Origin of the sequence: Amycolatopsis magusensis (genome assembly GCF_017875555.1) — a bacterium.
Lineage (GTDB): Bacteria > Actinomycetota > Actinomycetes > Mycobacteriales > Pseudonocardiaceae > Amycolatopsis > Amycolatopsis magusensis.
This window is the reverse complement of the sequence record NZ_JAGGMS010000001.1, coordinates 2,164,821-2,187,552: the sequence shown is the minus strand read 5'-3', so window position 1 is coordinate 2,187,552 and position 22,732 is coordinate 2,164,821. Positions and strand designations below refer to the sequence as shown.

At 70.8% G+C, this 22,732-nt stretch carries 20 protein-coding genes; 2 read left to right on the top strand and 18 right to left on the bottom strand.

What is annotated here, in order from left to right; all coding sequences use genetic code 11:
• Positions 1 to 36: 36 nt before the first annotated feature.
• Entirely contained in the window at positions 37 to 984 is a 948-nt protein-coding gene (locus JOM49_RS10220) for an alpha/beta fold hydrolase (RefSeq protein ID WP_209664066.1), read from the top strand.
• A 51-nt stretch (positions 985 to 1,035) separates the two neighbouring features.
• Here the strand turns inward: JOM49_RS10220 and tsaE are convergent, their stop codons facing one another.
• The 9 genes from tsaE to glmS all read right to left on the bottom strand — a co-directional run bounded on the left by tsaE (position 1,036) and on the right by glmS (position 11,736).
• Positions 1,036 to 1,488, bottom strand: coding sequence for a tRNA (adenosine(37)-N6)-threonylcarbamoyltransferase complex ATPase subunit type 1 TsaE (tsaE, locus tag JOM49_RS10215; protein ID WP_209671030.1), 453 nt, complete (start codon positions 1,486 to 1,488; stop codon positions 1,036 to 1,038).
• Positions 1,485 to 2,591, bottom strand: coding sequence for an alpha/beta fold hydrolase (locus JOM49_RS10210; RefSeq protein ID WP_209664065.1), 1,107 nt, complete (start codon positions 2,589 to 2,591; stop codon positions 1,485 to 1,487). Before JOM49_RS10210 ends, tsaE begins: the two co-directional genes overlap by 4 nt.
• Entirely contained in the window at positions 2,591 to 3,715 is a 1,125-nt protein-coding gene (alr, locus tag JOM49_RS10205; RefSeq protein ID WP_209664064.1) for an alanine racemase, read from the bottom strand. Before alr ends, JOM49_RS10210 begins: the two co-directional genes overlap by 1 nt.
• A 24-nt stretch (positions 3,716 to 3,739) precedes the next feature.
• A complete protein-coding gene (locus JOM49_RS10200; protein WP_209664063.1) occupies positions 3,740 to 4,828 on the bottom strand; it encodes an ABC transporter ATP-binding protein in 1,089 nt (362 codons plus the stop codon).
• On the bottom strand, positions 4,829 to 6,247 hold the full coding sequence (gene xylB / locus JOM49_RS10195; protein ID WP_209664062.1) for a xylulokinase: 1,419 nt from the start codon (positions 6,245 to 6,247) through the stop codon (positions 4,829 to 4,831).
• A gap of 135 nt (positions 6,248 to 6,382) precedes the next feature.
• The gene (locus JOM49_RS10190; protein WP_209664061.1) at positions 6,383 to 7,201 is read right to left on the bottom strand and encodes a DeoR/GlpR family DNA-binding transcription regulator; all 819 of its coding nucleotides are present in this window, start codon (positions 7,199 to 7,201) and stop codon (positions 6,383 to 6,385) included.
• Complete coding sequence (locus JOM49_RS10185) at positions 7,194 to 8,237, bottom strand: NAD(P)-dependent alcohol dehydrogenase (RefSeq protein ID WP_245369281.1); 1,044 nt, start codon at positions 8,235 to 8,237, stop codon at positions 7,194 to 7,196. The genes JOM49_RS10190 and JOM49_RS10185 overlap by 8 nt, the downstream gene beginning before the upstream one ends.
• 173 nt (positions 8,238 to 8,410) lie before the next feature.
• On the bottom strand, positions 8,411 to 9,859 hold the full coding sequence (locus JOM49_RS10180) for an NAD(P)H-hydrate dehydratase (RefSeq protein ID WP_209664060.1): 1,449 nt from the start codon (positions 9,857 to 9,859) through the stop codon (positions 8,411 to 8,413).
• Between the two features lie 14 nt (positions 9,860 to 9,873).
• Entirely contained in the window at positions 9,874 to 11,736 is a 1,863-nt protein-coding gene (gene glmS / locus JOM49_RS10175; protein WP_209664059.1) for a glutamine--fructose-6-phosphate transaminase (isomerizing), read from the bottom strand.
• Between the two features lie 396 nt (positions 11,737 to 12,132).
• Here glmS and JOM49_RS10170 point away from each other — a divergent pair, with 396 nt between their 5' ends.
• The gene (locus JOM49_RS10170; RefSeq protein ID WP_209664058.1) at positions 12,133 to 12,945 is read left to right on the top strand and encodes a dienelactone hydrolase family protein; all 813 of its coding nucleotides are present in this window, start codon (positions 12,133 to 12,135) and stop codon (positions 12,943 to 12,945) included.
• Positions 12,946 to 13,030: 85 nt separating this feature from the next.
• Here the strand turns inward: JOM49_RS10170 and JOM49_RS10165 are convergent, their stop codons facing one another.
• The 9 genes from JOM49_RS10165 to glmM all read right to left on the bottom strand — a co-directional run bounded on the left by JOM49_RS10165 (position 13,031) and on the right by glmM (position 22,680).
• Complete coding sequence (locus tag JOM49_RS10165) at positions 13,031 to 13,537, bottom strand: hypothetical protein (RefSeq protein ID WP_209664057.1); 507 nt, start codon at positions 13,535 to 13,537, stop codon at positions 13,031 to 13,033.
• Positions 13,538 to 13,560: 23 nt separating this feature from the next.
• Entirely contained in the window at positions 13,561 to 16,005 is a 2,445-nt protein-coding gene (locus JOM49_RS10160) for a WXG100 family type VII secretion target (RefSeq protein ID WP_209664056.1), read from the bottom strand.
• Positions 16,005 to 16,313, bottom strand: a complete 309-nt coding sequence (locus tag JOM49_RS10155) for a hypothetical protein (RefSeq protein ID WP_209664055.1) — start codon at positions 16,311 to 16,313, stop codon at positions 16,005 to 16,007. The genes JOM49_RS10160 and JOM49_RS10155 overlap by 1 nt, the downstream gene beginning before the upstream one ends.
• Before the next feature lie 144 nt (positions 16,314 to 16,457).
• Positions 16,458 to 16,736, bottom strand: a complete 279-nt coding sequence (locus JOM49_RS10150; protein ID WP_308158702.1) for an acyl carrier protein — start codon at positions 16,734 to 16,736, stop codon at positions 16,458 to 16,460.
• Positions 16,737 to 16,740: 4 nt separating this feature from the next.
• Positions 16,741 to 18,411: a fatty acyl-AMP ligase gene (locus tag JOM49_RS10145; protein WP_308158701.1), complete on the bottom strand. Its 1,671-nt coding sequence runs from the start codon at positions 18,409 to 18,411 to the stop codon at positions 16,741 to 16,743.
• Entirely contained in the window at positions 18,399 to 18,818 is a 420-nt protein-coding gene (locus JOM49_RS10140) for a hypothetical protein (protein WP_209664052.1), read from the bottom strand. Before JOM49_RS10140 ends, JOM49_RS10145 begins: the two co-directional genes overlap by 13 nt.
• A gap of 13 nt (positions 18,819 to 18,831) precedes the next feature.
• Positions 18,832 to 20,937, bottom strand: a complete 2,106-nt coding sequence (locus JOM49_RS10135; protein ID WP_209664051.1) for a WXG100 family type VII secretion target — start codon at positions 20,935 to 20,937, stop codon at positions 18,832 to 18,834.
• A complete protein-coding gene (locus JOM49_RS10130) occupies positions 20,937 to 21,251 on the bottom strand; it encodes a hypothetical protein (RefSeq protein ID WP_209664050.1) in 315 nt (104 codons plus the stop codon). The genes JOM49_RS10135 and JOM49_RS10130 overlap by 1 nt, the downstream gene beginning before the upstream one ends.
• 94 nt (positions 21,252 to 21,345) lie before the next feature.
• Entirely contained in the window at positions 21,346 to 22,680 is a 1,335-nt protein-coding gene (gene glmM / locus JOM49_RS10125; protein WP_209664049.1) for a phosphoglucosamine mutase, read from the bottom strand.
• Positions 22,681 to 22,732 lie beyond the last annotated feature (52 nt).

The following is a 22,732-nucleotide window of genomic DNA, read 5'->3' as shown; positions in this document are numbered from 1 at the left end:
GTGATCATCGTCTGACCGCGAGGAGGAGCCGTCCGCATGCCGCTGAACTTCGACCTGTCGCTGGAGCAGCTCCAGAGCTATCAGGGCACCAATCCCCGCCCGGCCGATTTCGACGAGTTCTGGGCGAAATCGCTCGCCGAGTTGGACGTGACCGAGCCGCGGGTCGAGATCACGCCCGCCGAGTTCTCGGCGCCGTTCGCGCGCTGCGAGCACCTGGAGTTCACCGGCATCGGCGGCGTCCGGGTGCACGCGAAGCTGGCGCGGCCCCTGGAGGACGCCGAGGGCCCGGCTGTGCTCTTCTTCCACGGCTATAACGGCAGGTCAACGCCTTGGACGGAGCTGCTCGCCTATGTCGCGCGCGGGCAGACAGCCGTCGCGATGGACTTGCGCGGGCAGGGCTGGGGCGCGCCCGCCACGGGCTGGGCGGTGAGCACCCAACTGCTCCTGGGCCTCGAAGAAGGCGCCGACCGGCTGCACATGCGACACGCGTTCCTCGACACCGTCCGCCTCGCGCGCACCGTGATGGACCTGCCCGGCGTCGACCCGGACCGGGTGGCGACCACCGGCCACAGCCAGGGCGGGGCGCTGAGCCTGGCCTGCGCGGCGCTCGAACCCCGGATCGCGCAGGTCGCGGCGGTCTTCCCGTTCCTGTCGGACTACCAGCGGGCCTGGGAGCTGGCGCTTGGGGAAGCGCCCTACGACGAGATCACCAACTGGTTCCGCAAGCGTGACCCTCAGCATCAGCGCCGCGAGGAAATCTTCACCCGGCTTGGGTACATCGACATCCAGCACCTCGCTCCGCGTGTGCGGGCGCGGGTGGACTGGACGGTGGCGCTGGAGGACGTCGTGTGCCCGCCGTCGACCCAGTACGCGGCCTACAACAAGCTCACCTGCGCCAAGTCGATGCGCACCTACCCCGACTTCGGCCACGAGGACCTACCGGGCATCGAAGACGCCCTGTACACCGTCCTACACCCCCTCTGACCAGGCCCGGATGCTTCTGCGGGCAAAAGCATCCGGCCTGGTGGCGGGGGGTCAGCGGGTGGGGAGGAGGGGGGTGCGGGTGGTCCAGTTGCCGTGCGGTTCCAGTGCGATCCGCCGCACGTCGTCTTCTTCCCGCGAAAGCCGGACGACGAGGTGGTCGGCGGAGAGGCGGTCGGCGGAGCCTTCACCCCATTCGACTACCACGGCCGAGGCCTCCAGGTCGGTGTCCAGGTCCAGGTCGTCCAGCTGCGCCAGGTCCCCGCCCAGCCGGTACGCGTCCACGTGCACCAGCGGCACCGGGCCCGGGTGCACCCGCGCCAGCACGAACGTCGGCGAGCTGACCCGCCCCGAGACGCCGAGACCTTCGGCGATGCCCCTGGTCAGCGTGGTTTTCCCGGCGCCAAGGGGCCCGGCAAGCAGTACCAGGTCTCCCGCCCGCAGCTCACGGCCGAGCGACCGGCCGAAAGCGATCGTGTCCTCCGGGGTCGTGCACTCGAAATTCACCGGTTCAGCCACCGCCACAGTCGTCGTGAGGAATCCGCGCCGTCCACCCCGGCGCAGCGTTGCAGAAGATCGATCAGGTGGCTGTTCACCAGCTCGGGCTGTTCCAGCTGCACCATGTGCCCCGCGCCGCGCACCCGCACCAGCTCCGCGTCGGGCAGCTCGGCGGCGATCCGCTCGGCGTGCGAATAGGGCGTCACCCGGTCGGAGTCGGCGCCGACCACCAGCACGTGCGCGTGCTTCAGCCCGGCCAGCGCCGCGTACCGGTTGTGGCTGCCGAGCGTGTCGGCGAAGTTGACCAGCCCCAGCACCGGCGTCACTTCGAGCATTTCCAGCATGAAGTCGACGATCCGCGGGCTCACGTCCCGCGCGCCGAAAGCCAGCCGCCGCACAGCCTGCCGCGTCAGCTGCCCGCCCGCGGCCCGCACGAACTCCACCAGCCCCGGCTGCCAGCCCGCCAGTTCACTGACCCCGCGCGTCAGCGGGTTGTACTTCGACAGCAAACCCCGCGGGATGCCCCGCGTGCCGACCTCACCGGCGGCGGTCGCGATCAGCGCCACGCCGCCGATCCGTTCCTCGAACAGGTCCGGGTGCCGCTGCGCCAGCTCCATCACGACCATGCCGCCCATCGAGTGGGCCATCAGCACCAGCGGGCCCTCCGGCGCGACCGCGCGGATCACCGCGTGCAGGTCCTCGGCCAACTGCTCGATCGTGCTGGTCTCGTGCGTCGCCGCGCCGGACAGCCCGTGGCTGCGGTGGTCGTAGTAGACCTGCCGCACGCGCGGCAGCGTCAGCGAAGCCAGGTCCCGCCGCTGGAAGTGCCAGCTGAGCTGGGAAAGCGCGAAGCCGTGCACGCCGACGAGCGTCAGCGCGGGGCGGCCGCCGTCGGCCGGGTCGATCTCCGCGACCGCCAGCGGCGTGCCGTCGTCCGCGGCCACCGTCGACGTGCGGTCCGGCTTCAGCTCGCCGAGCGGCTCGTCGCCGAAGGGGTCCACGCGGTGGCGCCGCTGCTGCGTGGCGACGGTGATCGCGGCGGCGGCCGACCCGGTCAGTACCGCGCCGATGCCACCGGCGATCGCCAGCAGTCTCCGTGACGGAGCCGCCATCAGCGCTGCCCCGCGTAGCTGCGCACGACCCGCGGCCGGTACATCCCGGTGACGATCTCGTAGTCGATCGTGCCGATCTTGTCGGCCCATTCGCGGGCGGTCGGCGCCCCGGCCTCGCCGGTGCCGAACAACACCACCTCGGCACCCGGTTCCGGCTGGTGGTCACCGCAGTCGACGACGATCTGGTCCATGCACACGCGGCCGACCACCGGCCGCCGTTTTCCGTCGAGCCAGACGTCCAGCCGGCCGGACAACGTGCGCGGCACTCCGTCCGCGTAACCGACCGGGACCAGCGCCAGCGTGGTGTCGGTGTCCGCGGTCCACGTGAGCCCGTAGGAGACGGACTCGCCCGCCGCGATGCGTTTGGTCGAGACCACGGACGAGCGGAAGGTCATCACCGGGCGCAAATCTTCGGGCTGCGGCACGGGGTTCAGCCCGTACATCGCGATGCCGACGCGCACCAGGTCGAAGTGCAGATCGGGCCGGGTCAGCGTGGCGGCCGAATTCGCCAGGTGCCGCATCGGTTCCAGGCCCGCTTCCCGCGTGACCTCGTAGGCTTGCTCGAATCGCGAGGCCTGCATGTCGATCGACGGGTGGCCGGGTTCGTCCGCGCAAGCGAGGTGCGACCAGATGGCCACGACTTCGACCGCGGAATCGTCGGCCGCCGCCTTGACCAGCGCGGGCCAGTCGTGCGGCGGGCAGCCGTTGCGCGACAAACCGGTGTCGATCTTCAGGTGCACCCGCGCCCGGCCACCGGCGCGCCGGGCCGCGTCGGCCGCGCGCTCCAGCTCACCGGCGTTGCTCAGGCCGAGATCCACCCCCGCCTCGATGGCGGGGGTGAAGTCGGTGTCCGCGGGATCGAGCCAAGCCAGCATCGACGCCTGGATACCCGCCGCACGCAGGGTCAACGCCTCGGCGAGCGAGCAGGTGCCGAGCCAGGTCGCGCCCGCCTCCAATGCGGCGCGCGCGACCGGCACCGCGCCGTGCCCGTAGGCATCCGCCTTCACCACGGCCATGGTCGCGGCGCCCGAGGCGGCCGCGCGCCCGGCGAGCAGCGCGAGGTTGTGGCGGAGGTGGTCCAGGTCGACGCGGACTTCAGCGCGGGAGAACGGGTCTGGGCTCATGACCAGCCCATTTTCCCACAGGGGTCACTCCAACCGGGCTCCGGTGGTGGCGGAGAACACGTGCAGCTCGTCCGGCCGGACGCGGAAGTGCAGCGTGTCACCCATGGACGGCGGCGTGCGCGGGTCCACCCGCGCGACCACCGTGGTGCCCGCCTCCGGGTCGTCGCCGGCCAGCTTGCCGTAGCAATAGGCGTCCGAGCCAAGCTCCTCGACGAGGTCCACCTTGACCGGGATGGTGGTGTCCCCGGCCTGCGCGACCTCGAGCGACTCCGGCCGGAAGCCGACCGTGACGCCGTCGCTGCCCGCCTTGGCGATGATGTCGCGCGGCAGCGCCACCCTCGCCCCGCCGACGTTCGCGCCGTCCTCGGTGAGCGAAGCGTTGACGAGGTTCATCGCCGGTGAGCCGATGAACCCGGCCACGAAAGCGTTCGCGGGCCGCTCGTACAGCGCACGCGGGGTGTCGCACTGCTGGAGCAGACCGTCGGACAGCACGGCCACGCGGTCACCCATGGTCATGGCCTCGACCTGGTCGTGCGTGACGTAGACGGTGGTGACGCCGAGGCGTCGCTGCAGCGCGGCGATCTGCGTGCGGGTGGACACGCGGAGCTTGGCGTCGAGGTTCGACAGCGGCTCGTCCATCAGGAAGACCTGCGGTTCGCGCACGATCGCGCGGCCCATCGCCACGCGCTGGCGCTGACCACCGGAAAGCGCCTTGGGCTTGCGGTCGAGGTAGTCCTCGATGTCGAGCAGCTTGGCCGCGTCGCGCACGCGCTCCTTGATCTCCGAGGCGGGCTTGCCCGCGATCTTGAGCGCGAAACCCATGTTCTGGCCGACGGTCATGTGCGGGTACAGCGCGTAGTTCTGGAACACCATGGCGATGTCCCGCGACCGCGGCGGCAGCTGGGTGACGTCGCGGTCACCGATCCACACCGAGCCGTCGTCGATGTCCTCGAGCCCGGCGAGCATGCGCAGGCTGGTCGACTTGCCGCAGCCCGACGGGCCGACCAGCACCAGGAATTCGCCGTCGGCGATCTCCAGGTCGAGCGCGTCCACCGCGGGCCGCTCCGCCCCGGAGTAGTGCCTGGACGCCTTGTCGTAGGTAATCGTCGCCATTCAGCTTTCCCTTCCTAACGCTCGCGCGTGCACGAGTTCGCGCGCGGCCTGGTGCCGCTGCCGGATTTCCTGGCCCGCGTCGGTGTCCGGCCCACCGAGTCGCAGCACATCCGATCCGCGCCAGTTCGGCGGCGCGGTGGTCCCGGCCAGTGCCCAGGCCGCCTGGCGGGCGGCACCGAGCGCCACGTACTCGGCCGGGGCCGGCAGCTCGACCGGCAGGCCGAAGATCACCGGCGCGGCGGCCCGCACGCTGGCCGACTGCGCGGCACCGCCGATCAGGAGCACCCGGCGCGGCTCGACCCCGTGCCCGGCGATCGCCTCGAGACCGGCGGCCAGTCCGCACAGCATGCCTTCCACGGCGGCTCGCGCCAAGTACTCCGGCTTCATGTTCGACCTGGTCAGGCCGAGCAAGGTGCCGTTGGCATCCGGCAGGTTGGGGGTGCGCTCGCCGTCGAGGTAGGGCAGGAGGGTCAGGCCACCGGCGCCCGCCGGGGCCGAGAGCGCGAGCCGGTCCAGCCCGGCGAGGTCGACGCCGAGCAGGTCGGCGGTCGCGGTGAGCACCCTGGCCGCGTTGAGCGTGCAGGCCAGCGGGAGGAAGCGGCCGGTGGCGTCGGCGAACCCGGAGACCGTGCCGGTGGCGTCGGCGGAGGGGGTCTCGGAGACCGCGAACACCGTGCCGCTGGTGCCGAGCGAGACGACCACGTCACCGGGGCCGAGCTCGAGCGCGAGGGCCGCCGCCATGTTGTCGCCGGTGCCCGCAGACACCAGAACCCCGTCCTCCGTCCGCCCGGAAGCTTCTGCGGGCAAAAGCAGATCCGGTAGTTCGGGGGTGTGGCCGAAGGCGCGTTTGAGCAGGTCAGCGCGGTACTCGCCGGTGGTCGGCGAGAAGTAGCCGGTGCCGGAGGCGTCCCCGCGATCGGTCGTGATCCGGTCCGGGCGGCCGAGGATGCGCCACGTGAGCCAGTCGTGCGGCAGCACCACGCGCGCCACCCGCGCGGCCAGTTCCGGCTCGTGCTCGGCGAACCAGCGCAGCTTGGTCACGGTGTAACTGGCGACCGGCACCGAGCCGACCGCCTTCGCCCACGCCTGCGGCCCGCCGAGTTCGGCGATCAGGTCCTGCGCCTGCGGGCCCGACCGCGTGTCGTTCCACAGCAGCGCGGGCCGCACGACCTCGCCCGCTTCGTCCAGCGCCACCATGCCGTGCTGCTGCCCGCCGACGCCGATCGCCGCAACGCCGTCGAGCAGGCCGTTCGCGGCCTCGGTGAATGCCGTCCACCAGTGCTTGGGGTCCACCTCGGTGCCGTCCGGGTGCGCCGCGCGCCCTTCCCGGACCACCGCGCCGGTCTCGGCGTCGCAGACCACCACCTTCGCCGACTGGGTGGACGAATCGACCCCGGCGACCAGAGTGGGCGTGTGCATGGTCACGAGCCTGGCCGGACTTGGAGCTTCCGTCCAGTACTTGCGCGGAACATGTCCAGTGCCCGCGGGGATTCGTCGAGCCCCGGCACCTGGCTGATCATCGTTCTGTCGTCCACCGCTCTCCTTCCATCACCTTCATCGCTGTCGCCTGCCTCGGTCCTCACCGGCGACGGGCACCAGTTCGACCGCCACGCCCAGTTCCCGCATCGCCTCGACCTCGTCGGCCGGCGTGCCTTCGTCGGTGATCACCAGGTCGTAGGCGGAAACGTCCCCGTGGACGTACGTCGCGGTCTTCCCGAACTTCGAGTGGTCCGCGACCACCACGTTCCGGTTGGCCATGCCGAGCGCGGCCCGCTTCAGCTCCCCGTAGTCCTGCACGGGGTGGTACAGCCGTCCGCCCGCCACCGCGGTCACCGAGACGAAGCTGAGGTCGGCGCGCATGCGGTCGAGCGCGGCGAGGGCATCCGGCCCGATGCACGACTCGAACTCGGCGTTGTACCGGCCGCCGATCACGATCAGCTCGATCCCTTCGGCGGGCCCGAAAATGCCGATCGCGCTGATCGAGTTCGTGATCACCACGAGCGGTGAGATGGCCGCCATCCGGCGCATCAGCGGGAACAACGTGGTCGAGTCGTCGACGAACACCGTCTGACCGGGACGGACCTCGTTGATCGCCACCTCGGCCAGCCGCTCCTTCAGCTCGGGGTTGAGCCCTTCGCGGAAGCGGGTCGCGGTTTCCATGGTCAGTGCCGGATACGCCTCGACCTTGCCACGCAGTTTGCGCAGCAGGCGGCGGTCGGCGAGGTCGTCGAGATCCCGGTGCATGGTCATCAGGCTCACGCCGAAGCACTCGGTCAGGTCGTCGATGCGCACCTCGCCGAGTTCGATCACGCGGCGCAGCACGTCCTGCCGCCGCTGCTCGACCACCGCGTCCGAAGGGCGGGTCTTAGGCACGCGCCACCTGCGGCAGCACCACGGGCTTGATCACGCCGGGATCGGTCTTCGCGATGGTGAGTGCCCGCTCGACTTCCGCCAGGCCGAACCGGTGGGTGACCAGCCGGTCGAGGTCGACGTCCCCACCGGCGGCCAGCGCGATGGCGGTCGGCCAGGTGTTGGCGTACCGGAAGGTGCCGGTGACCTCCAGTTCGTTGGCCTGCACGTGCGCCAGCGGCAGCGGGATCTCGTCGCCGCCCATGCCGATCAGCACCACGCGCCCGGCCCGGCCCACCTTGCGGATCGCCGCGCTGATCGCCCGGGGCGCGCCGGAGCACTCCAGCAGCACGTCCGGTTCGAAGGCGGAGTCCGCCAAGTCCTCTTCGGACACATCGATGGTCGACGTGGCGCCGAGTTCCGCCGCGAGCGCGAGCCGGGTGGGGTTGATGTCGGTGACCACGATCTCCGTGGCGCCGAAGGCCCGTGCGGTCTGCGTGGCGACCAGTCCGATGGGCCCGGCGCCGGTGATCAGCACACGCGCCCCCGGCCCGACCGACGCCTTGCGGCACGACCAGACGCCGACCGACAGCGGCTCGAGCAGTCCCGCGGCCTCGTCCGACAGCTCGTCCGGGACGGCGTAGGCGAAGTCCTCGCGCAGCACGACGTACTCGGCGAAGGCTCCGTCGACCGGCGGGGTGCCGAAGAAACGCATTTCCGGGCACAAGTTGTACTGGCCGATCGTGCACTGCTCACAGGTCGAACACGGCACGCCGGGTTCGAGCGCGACCCGCTGCCCGATCTCGTGCGCCCGCGCTTCCGACCCCCTGCCGACCACCACTCCGGCTGGTTCGTGGCCGAGGACCAGCGGTTCGCGCACCACGAAGTCACCGATGCGGCCATGTTCGTAGTAGTGCACGTCCGATCCGCAGGCGCCGACGGCCGTGACCCGGATGAGCACCTCGCGCGGCCCCGGTTCGGGCACGGGCCGCTCCTCGACCGCCACCTCCCCCACGCCGCGCAGCACGGAGACCTTCATGGTCCGGGGGATCTTCTTCATACCCGCTCCCACCATGCCGTCGACCGACCCCATTCCTACCAGAAATCACCCCCACAGTTAACACAAAACGCGATAACTTCCCGTGCCATGCTTCTGCGGGCAAATGCATTTCCGGACACAACGGGCACCCGAAACGGCGGGATGCATTTACCCGCAGAAGGTGAACGCGCTGGTCAGCGGGGGGTGTAGGCGAGGACGGCGCGGATGGCGGCCGGGATCGCCGCCTGGATCTTCGAAGCGGGGACCGGGACGCCATCGGCGGCCAGGTACGCGGCCAACCCGTGCACGTGGGCGGCCGCACCGGCCGCCAGCCACGGGTCGAGACCGGCCGCGAGCAACGCGCCGATGAGCCCCGAGAGCACATCACCGGACCCGGCCGTCGCCAGCCAGGAGCCGTTCGCCACGTTCACCAGGGTCCGGCCGTCCGGCGCGGCGACCACCGTGCTGTGCCCCTTGAGCAGCACCACGGCGTCGAACCGCCGCGCCGCCGCGCGCGCGGCCGCCGCCCGGTCCGCACCCGGAGCCGCCCCGGTCAGCCGCTCGAACTCCCCGGCGTGCGGCGTCAGCACGAGCGGCGTGTCCGGGTCCCGCGCGTCCAGCAGGTCCGGGAACTTCGCGATCAGCGTGATCGCGTCGGCGTCAGCGCAGACCGGAACGCCCTGCTCAAGCACGTGCCGCAACGTCGCGCGGCCTTCGTTCCCGGTGCCCATGCCCGGCCCGGCCACCCAGGACTGCACACGCCCGGCGTCGGTCACCGAGCCGGTGCCGATCACCTCCGGCCAGTCCGCCCGCACCACGTCCGCCGCCGATCCGGCGTACCGGACCATGCCCGAGGTCGCCAGCACTGCCGATCCGGTGGCCAGCACCGCCGCCCCCGGGTAGGTCGCCGAGCCGGCGGCGATGCCGGTGACGCCCTGGGTGTACTTGTTGTCCTCCGGACCCGGCACCGGCCAGGCCGCCGCCACATCGGCGACCCCGAGCTGGACCAGGTCCGGTTCGCCCAGCTCCTCGGCCAGTCCGATGTCGACAAGATGTATTTGCCCGCAGAAGCCGGGGTTGAGCACGTGGACCGGTTTCCGGGCCCCGAAGGTGACCGTGCGCGTGGCACGGACCGCCGGGCCGTCGACGGCACCGGTGTCCGGATCGACACCGCTCGGCAGGTCGACCGCCAGCACCGGTGCGCTCACGTGCTCCACCAGCGCCGCGGCGTCCGAACGCAACGGACCGCGCGCAGACAACCCGACGATCCCGTCGATGACCAGGTCCGCCTGCTCGATCGACGGCCAGCCGTCATCCGCCGTGACAACCCGTCCCCGCGCACGCCGCAACGCGGCCAGACCAGCCTCGTGCGCGCGCTCCGGCTTCAGCAACACCGCGGTCACCCGCACACCGCGCTTGCGCAGGAAGGCACCGGCCCACAGGGCGTCGCCACCGTTGTTCCCGGCTCCGACCAGCAGCGTCACCCGGGTCCCGGACACCCGCCCGACGTGCTTGGCGAGCATCTGCGCGGCGTGCACCGCGACGCCGAACGCCGCCTTGTGCATCAACGCGCCCTCGGGGGTGACGGCGAGCAGCTTCTCCTCGGCCGCCCGAATCCGGTCAGTGGTCCAGATTCCCAGCACGCGGTGCTCCCGAACTACTCCACGGTGACGGACTTCGCCAGGTTACGCGGCTTGTCGACGTCGTACCCGCGGCTGCGCGCGATCTCTGCCGCCAGCACCTGCAGCGGCACGGTCGAAACCAGCGGCTGCAGCAGCGTCGGCACCGCCGGGATCTCCACCAGCTCGTCGGCGAACGGGCGCACCGTCTCGTCACCCTCTTCAGCGATCACGATCGTGCGCGCACCCCGCGCCTGGATCTCGCTGATGTTCGAGACCAGCTTGGCGTGCAGCACCGCGCGCCCCTTCGGCGACGGCATCACCACGACCACCGGGAGCCCGTCCTCGATGAGCGCGATCGGCCCGTGCTTCAGCTCACCCGCCGCGAAGCCCTCGGCGTGCATGTACGCCAGTTCCTTCAGCTTCAGCGCGCCCTCCAGTGCCACCGGGAAACCGACGTGCCTGCCCAGGAAGAGCACCGCCTTCGATTCGGCGAGGTCCCGGCCCAGCGCGCGCACCTGGTCCACAGTGGACAGGACCTTCTGCACCGCGGCGGGCATCGCTTCCAGCTCGGCGAATTCGCGGGCGACCTCGTCCGGGTACTTGGTGCCGCGCGCCTGCGCCAGCGCCAGGCCGACCAGGTAGTTCGCGGCGATCTGCGCGAGGAACGCCTTGGTCGAGGCGACGCCGATCTCCGGACCGGCGTGCGTGTAGAGCACCGCGTCGGACTCGCGCGGGATCTGCGCGCCGTTGGTGTTGCAGACCGCCAGGACCCGGGCCTTCTGCTCACGGGCGTGGCGGACGGCTTCAAGCGTGTCGGCTGTCTCACCGGACTGCGAGACCGCGACGACCAGGGTGTCGCGGTCGAGCACCGGGTCGCGGTAGCGGAACTCGCTGGCCAGCTCGACCTCGACCGGCAGGCGGGTCCAGTGCTCGATGGCGTACTTGGCGACCAGGCCGGAGTGGTAGGCCGAGCCGCAGGCGATCACGAAGACCTTGTCCACGTCGCGGAGGTCCTGATCGGACAGTCGCTGCTCGTCGAGCACGATGCGGCCGTTGTCGAAGTGCCCGCGCAGCGTGTTCGCCAGCGCCTCGGGCTGCTCCTCGATCTCCTTGAGCATGAAGTACTCGTGGCCGCCCTTTTCCGCGGCCGACAGGTCCCAGTCCACGGTGAACGGCTTGGCCTGGGCGGGTTCGCCGTCGAAGTCGGTGACCTCGTAGCCCTCGCGGTTGATCACCACGACCTGGTCCTGGCCCAGCTCGACGGCTTCGCGGGTGTGCTCGATGAACGCGGCGACGTCCGAGGCGACGAAGGTCTCACCCTCGCCGACGCCCACGACCAGCGGCGACGACCGGCGCGCGGCGACGATCGTGTCCGGCTGGTCGGCGTGCGTAACCACCAGGGTGAAGGCGCCCTCGAGACGGCGGCAGACCGAGCGGACGCTGGCCGCGAAGTCACCGGCCGTGTCGCCGTTGTCGTAGGCGCGGGAGATCAGGTGCGCCGCGGACTCGGTGTCGGTGTCGCTGGTCAGCTCGACGTCGTCGGCCTCCAGCTCGGCGCGCAGGGAGGCGAAGTTTTCGATGATGCCGTTGTGGACGACGGCGACCTTGCCGCTGACATCGCGGTGCGGGTGGGAGTTGCGGTCGACCGGCGGGCCGTGGGTGGCCCAGCGGGTGTGGCCCATGCCCGCGGTGCCCGCGAACGCCTCGCGCCCGGTGGTGTCGAGCTGGGCTTCCAGGTTGGCCAGGCGACCGGCCTTGCGCTCGACGTTCAGCGCCCCCTCACCATCGAGCACGGCGACGCCCGCCGAGTCGTATCCGCGGTACTCCATCCTCCGGAGCCCGCCGAGCACTACGTCCAGCGCCTGCCGATGACCGACATATCCCACGATTCCGCACACGCCCCTCAGGGTAACCACGCACCCTCAGCCCCCTCGCCCGGCACAGCCCAACCACCCCGCATGCTTCTGCGGGCAAATGCAGGCGTGCGGCCCCGCAGGCAGAGGCGAGCCGATCGACTTCCGCAGGCAGAGGCAGCCCCGCCCGACTTCTGCGGGGAGAAGCAGCCCGGCCGACTTCCGCGGGCAAACGCAGGCTCGGCGACTTCTGCGGGCAAAAGCACGCCAGGCGACTTCGCAGGCAGATGCAGCCCGGGCGGCTTCTGCGGGGAGAAGCAGGCCGGGTGGCTTTCGCGGGCAAAATGCAGCCCGGCCGACTTCTGCGGGCTTAAGCAGCCGGCCCGCGGAAGCGGGCCACGCCGCCGGGCTGGGTGGGGGTGTGGGCAGTAGGCTCCCGGCATGGCTTCGAAGCCCAAGCACCTGCTCGAAGAGCTGTCCCACCCAGGTCCCCACGAAGTGCTGCGGGGCAACCTGGGCCTGGTCGGCGTGCCCGGCGTGGTCTTCACCCCGCGCGCCGGGCTCGGCCTGCCCGCGATCGCCTTCGGGCACGGCTGGCTCCAGCCGCCGACCCGCTACCGCGAGCTGCTCCGCCACCTCGCGAGCTGGGGCATCGTCGCCGCGGCGCCGGCCACCCAGCGTGGGCCGCTGCCGTCGCACCGGCTGTTCGCCACCGACCTCCGTACCACGCTCGAGCTGGTCACCAAGGTCCGCCTCGGCCCCGACGGCATCAGCGTCGACCCCGCCAAGCTCGGCTTGGCCGGGCACTCCACCGGCGGCGGCGCGGCCGTGCTTTCGGCCGCGGAAGCCGACGTCAAGGCGGTGGCCACGGTGAACGCGGCCCAGACGATCCCGTCCGCCACCGAGGTCGCGCGCCGGCTCACCGTGCCGTCGCTGCACCTCGCCGCGGACGGCGACCTCGTCGCCCCGCCGGTCGGCCACGCCGAAGCCATCGCCAAGGCCTGGCAGGGCCCGGCCCAGCTTCGCTACCTCGGCAAGTCGTCCCACCTGGGCATCACCGAGGGCAAGCACTGGAGCGGCCTGCTGCTGCACGGCAAACCCCACCGCGGCACCCAGCGCGTGGTCCGTGCCCTGCTCGCGGCCTTCTTCCTGACCCACCTCACCGGCACCGACAAGTACCGCCCGCTGCTCGAGGCCGATGTGAAGAACGCCACGATCGCGGCCGACGACTCGCTCGAACTCGCCGACGCCTGATCAGGCTTCCCAGAAGCCCCGAAAATGCAGCAGCGCCCGGCCCCGGCAGGGGTCGGGCGCTTTTGCGGGCAAAAGCCGACGAGGGCTACTTCATCCAGCTGTTGTTCGAGAAGTCGTCGTCGTCGAACGACTCTTCCCGGCGTGCGTGCCTGCCCGCGCGGCGAGGCGCGGGCGCCGGAGCGGCAGCCGGTTCGGCCACCGCCACCGGTTCGGGGACGGGCGGCGCCACCGGCGGCGGCTGCCAGGCCCCGGCCGGCTGCGGCTCCGGCCGGGTCACCGGCGGCGCGGTCGCGAGATTGTGCCCGGTGAAGCCGGGACCGTCCTCGTCGTCGACCCCGAAGCCCATGACGTTGCTCTTGTCGGCGAGCGTCTTCTCCGTCGCCCAGCCGCCGGCTTCCTTCTCCCGCCGCCCCAGCTCACGCCGGTGGTCGACGTACCGCTCGGCCGCCTGGACCTGCTTGGTCATGTAGTCCTGGGCCTTCGCCTTGGCTTCGTCCGCCTGGCGGTCACGCAGCGCGCGACGGTCGGCCTGCTCCCGGACGAGGCCTTCCAGCCTCTCCCGCATCCGCGCGACTTCGTCAGTGATGCTCATCCGCACTCCTCACGCGCGCTCGCTCACCGGTCGTACCGGATGGAGCGGTCGCCTTCCTCGTCCAGGGAACCACTGATCCGACCGCCCGCACCACTGGTCTCGAAGATGTTGCCCGCGACGCGGTACTGGCTCGACTGGCGTTCCTGGTCACCGCTCTGGCCGCCACCGCCACCACCGGCGCCGCCCATCGCCCCCATGCCGCCCATCATGCCCATGCCACCGGCGCCCCCGGCCGCACCCGCGGCCGCCGGCGCGGCCGCACCGACACCACCCGGCGCCGAACCGAGGCCCGCGGCCGCCGCCGGCTCCGGCGAAGCGGCCCCGACCTGCGCACCCGCGGACAGCGAACCGGTGTTGCCCAGGTCGCCACCGGCGCTGCCGCTGACCGCACCCGCGCTGCCACCGCTGCCGCCGGAACCGCCGCTGTCGCCACCGGCCCCGCCACCACCGGCGCCCGCACCCGAGCCGCCGGCGCCGCCATCGGCGGCCGGCTTCGTTTCGACGTCTCCGGGCAGGTCGAGGTCACCGGGCGCGCTGAAGCCGTCGTCGCCCTTGACCGCGCCGCCACCGCCGCCGATCGCGGAACCCAGCTGGTCCGGCTTGCCGGCGCCGCCGGTCGGGTCGGTGTCGTCGAGGCCGTTGAGCGCGTCCTTCCCGCCCGGCTTGTTGTCCGCGCCGAGGGTGTAGGTGACCGGCTCGCCCTTGCCGTCGTCGACGGTGACCACGGTCGGGCCCTTCGGCCCCTGCGGCTGCTCGGCGGTGATCTTGACGCCGTTGTCCTCGATGACGATCTTGCCGTCGGGACCGGGCTTGTGGACCTGCTCGCCGTCGGCGCCCGCTCCGGCGCCTTCGACCGGCTTGCCGTCGGCCCCGACCTCGCCGTTGCCGAAGTCCAGCTTGTAGTCCTTCGCCGGCGGGGTGCCGTCGTCGATCGAGATGTCCATCTTGCCGTCCTTGCCCGGCTCGGACATCTTGATCTCGTTGTCGCCCTGCTTGACGGTCATCGTGTCGTCGTCGTCACCGGCGTCCTTGATCGCCTCGCCGGTCTCCGGATCGATCGGGTACGGCTTGCCCGTCTCCGGGTCCGTCTCGAGCGGCTTGCCGGTGATCGGGTTGGTGCCCTTGTCGTCGGTCGCGGGCGGCTCGACGGCGCCGGGCGTGCCACCGCCACCGGTGCCACCACCGCCACTGCCGGTCCCACCGCCACCGGTACCGCCACCGCCGGTGCCGCCGCCACCGCCGCCGGTGTCACCACCACCGCCGTTGTCGTTCTTCTTGGGCGGCGGCGGGGGCGGGTTCTCCTTCGCGGCGTTGGCGAACTCGTTCTCCGCCTTGCCCATCACCGTGGTCAGCTCGCTGTAGGCGTCGTCGACGAAGTCCTTGGTGTCGGTGCACAGCTTGTCGAACTTGGTCCAGAGCCCGTCCCACATCTCGACGTTGAACTGGTTCTGGATCCACTGCTTGGCGAGGCGGATGCCCTCGTTCTTGATGTCGTCGTCGTCGCAGCAGCCGTCGTCGTTCAACTTCTCACGCATGTTCGTGCCGAAGTTGACGTCCATCCAGCCGGCGACCTTCTCCATCTCGTCCTTGCCGGCGGCGGAGCCGTTCGCGAGGTTGACCACGGAGGTCGCCATGTCGAGGTCGGCCTTGCCGACCTGCGTGGTGTACATGTCGATGACCGCGTCGACCTTGCCCTTGACCAGGCGGTAGACCACGTCCACCGCGGTCGAGGTGGCGGCGGCGGAGCCTTCGAGGAAGCCGACCAGCTCGTCGCCGGGCGTGTTGATCTTCTCGTTGTAGTGCTCGTTCGCCTTGTCGGCGGCGGGCCCGGTCCAGCTGTCGGAGAGCCCGTCGAGCTGGCCGCGCGTGTCCTTGAGCGCCTGGCGGACCTGGCCGGCGGCGGTGGTGAAGTCCGAGGAGTCGGTGAGGAACTCCGCGAAGTTGATGCCCTTTTGCTCGTTGTAGCGCTTCTTGATGTCGGCGTTGATGTCGAGCGGGCGGGTGCGGCCGCGGCAGTCGTCCGGGATCTTGCCGAGCAGCGGCCCGAAGTCCTCGAACACCTTCAGCGCGGCTTCACCCTGCTTGAGCAGCTCGTCGGAGGTCTTCGTGCCCCCGCCGCCGGTGGTCGGCGGCTGCGCGCTGTCGAGCCCGGTGCGGCCCGCGTCGACCGTCTTCTGGTGCTCGCGCTCGTTGTAGGTGTTCGCCGAGCCCTCTTTTTTGGCTTCGTCGTACAGCTCGTCGGTGCGCTTGTCGTTGCCGTAGACGCCGGGGTTGCCGTAACCGGGGCCGGCGTAGGGGTAGGCGTTGTAGGCCTCCTGGTACTTGCCGATCTCGTCGCGCTTGGCGTCGTCGTCCGGCCAGGCCTCTTCACTGCTGTTCGTCCAGGACTGGAGCAGCGCCTGCTTCTTCTCCGGGGAGACGGCCGGATCGTCGAGTACGGCCTTGACCTCGTTCCACGACTTGGCCATCAGTTGCTCCCGGCTTGGTTCATCGCGCCCGACTGGGACTGGTCGTTGGCGGTGTAGGACTGGCCACCGGCGGCGATGTTCGCGGCGAACCCGCTCAGCGCCGTGGTGTACCCCTTCACCGCGGCCGACAGCGTGGCGATGGAGGTCGTGTAGATCTCCGCGTGCGTGCCGTGGGCCTCGCCGAACTGCTTCGCGGTGATCTTGGACTTCTCCAGCTCCTTGGTGCCGTCGGTCACGTCCTCCGCGAACTCGGTCATCTTCTTCGAGGCGGACGCCATCGCGTCGGCATCGACCTTGTGCCCACCCACCGGTCAGCTCCCCCTTGTTGAGGTGTCCTGTTCAGGAACTGTGACGCACGCGGACGGCGATCGGTGCCGTCGCAGATGCACACAGAATGTACTCAAGCGGCTGACCGGACGCACAGGATTCGGCTGTTTGCATACCCGAACGCGTCACTGACCGGAACCGGGGGTGGCCGCCTTGGCACGCAGCGCGTCGGCGAGTACCCCGGCCGTGGCGGCGACGTCGGTCAGGCGGTCGCGTTCGTCGAGTTCGATGGTCACTTCGAAGAAGACCTCGAGGGTGGCGAGCAGCTGGACCCGCTGCTTCGAATCGAGGCCGAGTTCGTCGAAGGACGTGGCCTCGTCGAGCGCGTCCGGGGAGAGGTGGAACGAGTCGCAGACCAGCTGCTTGACCTGGGCGTGGTACTGGCTGGCGTCGTCGGTGGTCACCAGGTCATCGTGCCTCATACCGCGCTTTCGCGGCCGAACGCGCCACCTTCCCACTGGACGTCCGCGGCACCCCGCCGTCTTCTGCGGGCAAAAGCTGAAAATCACGCAGCGTGACCTCGTGCTGGGCGGAGACGGCGGCGCGCACAGCCCTGCTGACCTGGGCGAAGTCCACCTGCTGGTCGCGCACCGGCTCGGCCAGCACGACCACGCCCTCACCCCGCTCGTCGGCGATCCCGAAGGCGGCGACGCGATCGCGGCGGATGGCCGGGTGCGCGCCGGCGACGGTCTCCTCGATGTCCTGGGGGTAGAGGTTGCGGCCGTCGACGATGATCAGGTCCTTGATCCGGCCGGTGATGTAGAGCTGCCCGTCGTGAACCACACCCAGGTCACCGGTGCGCAGCCAGCCGTCGGCGAAGGTTTCGGCGGAGCGTTCCGGTTGCCGCCAGTAGCCCTGGGCGAGGTGGGGGCCGCGCACCTGGATCTCGCCCATGCGGCCGTCGGGACAGGTCTCGCCGGTCTTGGTGTCGACGATCCGGACCTCCTGGCCGAACGGACGGCCGACCGAGACCAGCTCGGTGCCGGTCTCCGCGGGGACGGCCGCACCGGCCGCGAGCGCGTCACGGTCGAAGGTGGTGATCGTGGGACCGTCGTCACCCGCGCTGGAGACGTAGACCGTCGCCTCGGCGAGGCCGTACGACGGCCGATGCGCCTCGGGACGGAAGCCGCAGGGCGCGAAAGCCTCGGCGAACGCCCGCACCGTGGCCGGGCGGATCGGCTCGCTCCCGTTGAGCGCCACCCGCACTTTCCCCAGGTCGAAGCTTCTGCGGGCAAAAGCAGGTACGGCGCTGATGACGTGGTCGAACGCGAAGTTGGGGGCGGCGGTGAAGACGTCCGGGTAGTCGGACAGCTGGCGCAACCAGCGGACCGGGCGGCGGATGAACTCCAGCGGCTGCAGGAACACCGACCGGGCGCCGCTGAACACCGGCACGCACATCAGCTGGATGAGCCCCATGTCGTGGAAGAACGGGATCCAGCCGGCGCAGGTGGTGCGGTCGTCCACCTGGTAGGCGCCGGCGACCTGCCAGGCGCTCGCGGTCAGCGCCCGGTGCGTGATCACCGCGCCGGCGGGCTCCCGCGTCGACCCCGACGTGTACTGCAGGTACGCCACCCGCTCGCCGCCTTCCTCAGGCAGAAGCAGCCCCGGATCTTCTGCGGGCAAAAGCAGGTCTTCGACGCAAAGGAGCTGGTCGGGTGGGGTGACGGGGGTGGAGGTGGTGAACTCGGTGACCTTGTCGAAGGCCGAGCGGGAGGTGAGCCAGACCCGCGCCTGGCAGTCGTCGAGGGCGCTGATCAGGCGTCGCCGGTGTGATCGGACTTCGGGGGCGAAAAGCGGGACGGCGACCACGCCGGCGTACAGGGCGGCCAGGAAGCCGACCACGTAGTTCAGGTCCTGCGGCACGACCAGCGCGATCCGGTCCCCGGGCGCGGCGACCCGCCGGAGCCGGGACGCGACCGCCCGCACCTGCCGGGTCAGCTCGGCCCAGGTCAGGTCCCGGGGTTCCGCGTCACGCCCGCCGGTGCAGTCGAGGTAGGTGAACGCGACTTCCGCCGACTCGCTCCGGTCCAGGAGGTACTGGATCAGTGGCCGCTCCGGCGCACCGCTCAACCCGCCCACCACTTGTGCTCGGCGAAGTCCTCGTCGTCGTCCGCGGCAGCCGCCCGCCGCCGAGGCGGCGCCGGAGCCACAGGTGGCGCAGGAGGCGTCGCGGGTGGCGGCGTCCAAGCCTGCGCGGCTGGCTTCGGCTCGTCGAACTGCAGGAACTTGTAGTCGTCGTCCTTCTCGCTGCCGTCCGAGAGCGTCGACGAGGTCGCCCAGCCGCCGGCCTTCTCCTCCCGGCGCTTGAGCTCCACCTGCTCACGCAGGTTTTCCTTCATCTCGGCCATCTGCGCGCCCAGCGCCGCCGCGGCTTTCGCCTGCGCGGTCACCAGCCGCTGCTCACGCAGGGCACGCTGCTCTTCCCGCTCCCGCGACAAGGCCGCCAACGCCGCTCTGCTGGCGCGGAGCCGATCTTCGACGCTCATCGGGTCCTCCCGCTCAACGCCCGAATCCGAGCAGGCCGTCGTCCTCGTCGTCCAGCGTGCCGCTGATGCGGTTCGCCGGTGCCGGGGTGTCGAACAGGCTGCCGGAGTGGCGGTACTGGTTGGGCGCCCGCTCGGTGTCGCCGGAGTTGCCGCCGCCGGCCCCGCCGCCCATGCCACCCATCATGCCCATGCCGGCCGCCGCCGGGTCCTGCGACGACGGCGTATTCGACTGGGCCGCGGGCCCACCCGGCGTCGAGCCGAGGCCGATGCCGCTGGGAGCCGCGCCGGGAGCGGAGGCGGTGGTGTCGCCGAGACCGCTGTCGGGCGCCGGTGCGCCGAGGCCGACCGCGGCGGCACCGCTGGACAGGAAATCACCGGAGCCGACCGACTGCGCCGAAGTCGACTGCCCGGTATCCGCCTCGGGCTCGGTCCACTGCGAGCTCTGCGGTACGGCTTCTCCGGTCTGCTCGCCGAGCACGTACTTGGTCGGCTCGCCGGAACCGTCGTCGACCTCGACCAGCGTCGGGCCGCCCGGTCCGTCCGGGCGCTCGGCGGTGATCTTCAGCGGGCCGTCTTCGAACTGGATCCTGCCGTCCTCACCAGGGCGGAGCGTCTCGTCTTCGGCCTCTTCCCCGTCGAAGGCGAGCTGGAAGTCCTTCGGCTCGCCCGACGGGCCTTCGACCGTGATCGCCATCTTCCCGTCGGTGTCCGGCTCGGAGAAGGAGAGTTTGCTGTCGCCCTTCTCCACGGTCAGCGCGGGCCCGGCGGCCTCCTTCACGGCTTCACCGGTGAGCGGGTCGATCGGATACGCCTCGCCGGTCTCCGGATCGAGTTCCAGCTCACCGCCGGTCACCGGGTTCTTCTCCGGTTCCTCCGCGGGCGCGGTCGCCGTTTCCGGCGCGGTCGCCGTTTCCGGCGCGGCCGGCATCGGGGGCGCGGCGGGCGGTGGCGGTGCGGGCATCGACGGCGCGCCACCCGTGCCACCGGCGGGCATGGCGGGCGGCCCGCCCCCGGTCATCGCCGGTCCGGCACCCCCCGGGAGTGGCCCCGACTGCTGCGGCGCGGTCTGCGGCGCGGGCGCGGGTGCGGGCCCGGCGGCGACGTCGGTGAACTCGTTGGTGAAGTCGCTCATGAACTCCACGAGCGCGTGCCACTGGCCGTCCACCGTCTTGTTCGTCTGGTCGCAGAGGTTCTTGAACGACTCGAACAACGCGGCGAATTCGTCCTTGAAAGAAAGCAGCCAGACCTCACAGGTCTGGGGTAGCGCCTCCATGAGGAGCGGGGCGGTAACGCTGAGATCGTTGAGTCCGGATTCGAAGGCGGTGCCGTATTGACTATCGAAGAACCGCGCCGCCGCCATGAAGTCGTCGTCATTGCTGTCCGACCCGCCCGGGGCCACCCTGGCGATCCTCGTGGCGGTTTCCACATCCGCACCGGCGATGGTCGGCTTGTTCAGCAACAGCACTTCGTCGACCTGTTGCTTCAGCGTCTGGTAGATCGCGGCGGTGGTCTCCGGAATGAGTTTCGCCGCACCCTCGAGTTGATCGAGCAGCTTCTGCGAATCCGGGACGATGCCTTCCTGGTACTTCGTCCGCGCGGCCGCCGCACCGGCGCCTTCCCAATCACCGAACAGCGTGTTCAGTTCGGACTTGGCGGCTTCCATGGTCTGCTCGACCACTTCCCGCGTCCTGGTGAACTCTTCGGCCTCGTCGCTCAGCTTGCGGAAGTCGATGTCCCGGTTCTGGTGGAAGCGGTCCCACACCTCGGGCAGGTACTCGAGCCGGCTGGCACCGGGCACGTTGTTCCAGACCCGGTCGATCCAGGTGGAGAAGAAGTCGAGGGTGGGCTTGGCCAGGTCCAGCACTTCGTCGGACTTCGCCACTCCACTGCCATTGGGACCCGGCGGTTGTTGCGCGGAAAGTTCGCCGTGGTGCTTGGCCGTGGTTTCCTCGGTCTTCAGCCCGTTGTTCATTTCACTGACCGCCCGGCTGCGGACGGTTTCGTAGTCCTCCCCGCCGACCATCGAATTCAGCGGGTTGGTGGAGGCCTGGATCAACTGCTTCTTGGTCGTCTCGGAAACGTACGGGCTGTCGATCAACTGGCCATCGGTTTCGGTCATCAGTACCCAGCCTGCTGGTTGACCTGCACGGCATTCGCCTGATCCGCACTGGCATAACTTTGCCCGGCTGCACCGATACCACCGGCGAGGGCGGTCAATTCGGAGGACAGCCCTTTCAACGCGGCCGCCAACTGCTCGACGCCCGCGTTGTAGGCGTCGAAGTGGTGCGCGTGAATGCGGCCGAGCTCCCCCGGCTTCAGCTTCGGTGGCATAATCCGCTCGGCTTGCGCCGCCGGTTTGCCGACCTGCTCCTTCAGCCGTGTCTGCGCCACCGCCATCGCGTCCGCATCGGCCCGGTAACCACCCTCTGGCACAGCTCCCCCTCATACGTGAACACCGCGTACGCACACGGAATGTACCGGGCTGGTGACCGTGGTGCAGCAAGTTGACCGTTTTGCGGGGTGGAGCTCAGGAGGCGGTGGAGACGACTCCGGCGAGGCGATCGGCGGCGGCCTGGGCGGTTTCCTGCGCGGCGGCCTCGACCATCACGCGCACCAGTTGCTCGGTGCCCGACGGCCGCAGCAGGACGCGACCTTCGTCACCCAGTTCGGCTTCGACGGCCTCGACCGCTTTGCGTACGGCGTCGGACTGGGCGACGGCGGCCTTGTCGGCCACCCGCACGTTGATCAGCACCTGCGGCAGCCGCCGCATCACCCCGGCGAGGTCGGCCAGCGACTTGCCGGTCGCGGCCATGCGGCTCATCAGGCGCAGGGCGGTCAGCAGGCCGTCACCCGTGGTGGCGTGCGCGGGGAGCACCACGTGCCCGGACTGCTCGCCACCGAGCGCGAACCCACCGGCGCGCAGCTCCTCGAGGACGTACCGGTCGCCGACGCCGGTGGTGCGCAGGGTGACGCCGTGCTCACGCATGGCCAGGTGAAGGCCGAGGTTGCTCATCACGGTGGCGACCAGGGTCTGGTCGGTCAGTTCGCCGGACTCCGCCATGGCCAGTGCGAGCACCGCCATGATCTGGTCGCCGTCGACCAGTTCGCCGTCGGCGTCCACGGCGAGGCAGCGGTCGGCGTCACCGTCGTGGGCGATGCCCAGATCGGCCTTGTGCTCGCGGACCGCGGCGCTGACCCGGGACATGTGGGTGGAGCCGCAGTCGTGGTTGATGTTGATGCCGTCCGGCTCGGCGTAGAGCGCGATGACCTCGGCGCCCGCCTTGCGGTAGACCTCCGGCGCGGCGATCGAGGCGGCGCCGTTCGCGCAGTCGACGACCACGCGCACGCCGGCGAGCGAGTGCGGGGTGGCGGTCAGGAGGTGCTGAACGTAGCGGTTGAGCGCGTCGTCGACGTCGGTGACGCGGCCGACCTGGGCGCCGGTGGGACGCACGGCGCCGTTGTCGAGCCCGGCCTCGATCTCGTCCTCGAGACCGTCGGGGAGCTTGTGGCCGCCCGCGGCGAAGAGCTTGATGCCGTTGTCCGGCATGGGGTTGTGCGAGGCGGAGATCATCACGCCGAGGTCCGCGCCCAGCGCGCCGACCAGGTAGGCGACCGCGGGCGTGGGCAGCACGCCGAGGCGGCGCACATCGGCGCCGGCGGACGCGAGGCCGGCCACGACGGCGGCCTCCAGCATCTCGCCACTGGCGCGGGGGTCACGGCCGACCACGGCGACCGGCCGGTGCGAATGGTCGTGCGCGGCGAGCACCCTGGCAGCGCTGGCCGCGATCGACATCGCGAGTTCGGGAGTGAGCTCAGCGTTGGCGAGGCCGCGAACCCCGTCGGTGCCGAATAGGCGAGCCATCGATCCTCCTTGGACGAACAACCCCGACACCGTACTGGACCTGGGGATTCAC

Bases quoted from the DNA above. Each gene is read 5' to 3' on its own strand.
- JOM49_RS10220 (WP_209664066.1), top strand. From the start codon at position 37: ATGCCGCTGAACTTCGACCTGTCGCTGGAGCAGCTCCAGAGCTATCAG.
- JOM49_RS10210 (WP_209664065.1), bottom strand. From the start codon at position 2,591: ATGGCGGCTCCGTCACGGAGACTGCTGGCGATCGCCGGTGGCATCGGC.
- alr (WP_209664064.1), bottom strand. From the start codon at position 3,715: ATGAGCCCAGACCCGTTCTCCCGCGCTGAAGTCCGCGTCGACCTGGAC.
- JOM49_RS10200 (WP_209664063.1), bottom strand. From the start codon at position 4,828: ATGGCGACGATTACCTACGACAAGGCGTCCAGGCACTACTCCGGGGCG.
- xylB (WP_209664062.1), bottom strand. From the start codon at position 6,247: ATGCACACGCCCACTCTGGTCGCCGGGGTCGATTCGTCCACCCAGTCG.
- JOM49_RS10185 (WP_245369281.1), bottom strand. From the start codon at position 8,237: ATGAAGAAGATCCCCCGGACCATGAAGGTCTCCGTGCTGCGCGGCGTG.
- JOM49_RS10170 (WP_209664058.1), top strand. From the start codon at position 12,133: ATGGCTTCGAAGCCCAAGCACCTGCTCGAAGAGCTGTCCCACCCAGGT.
- JOM49_RS10165 (WP_209664057.1), bottom strand. From the start codon at position 13,537: ATGAGCATCACTGACGAAGTCGCGCGGATGCGGGAGAGGCTGGAAGGC.
- JOM49_RS10160 (WP_209664056.1), bottom strand. From the start codon at position 16,005: ATGGCCAAGTCGTGGAACGAGGTCAAGGCCGTACTCGACGATCCGGCC.
- JOM49_RS10140 (WP_209664052.1), bottom strand. From the start codon at position 18,818: ATGAGCGTCGAAGATCGGCTCCGCGCCAGCAGAGCGGCGTTGGCGGCC.
- JOM49_RS10135 (WP_209664051.1), bottom strand. From the start codon at position 20,937: ATGACCGAAACCGATGGCCAGTTGATCGACAGCCCGTACGTTTCCGAG.
- glmM (WP_209664049.1), bottom strand. From the start codon at position 22,680: ATGGCTCGCCTATTCGGCACCGACGGGGTTCGCGGCCTCGCCAACGCT.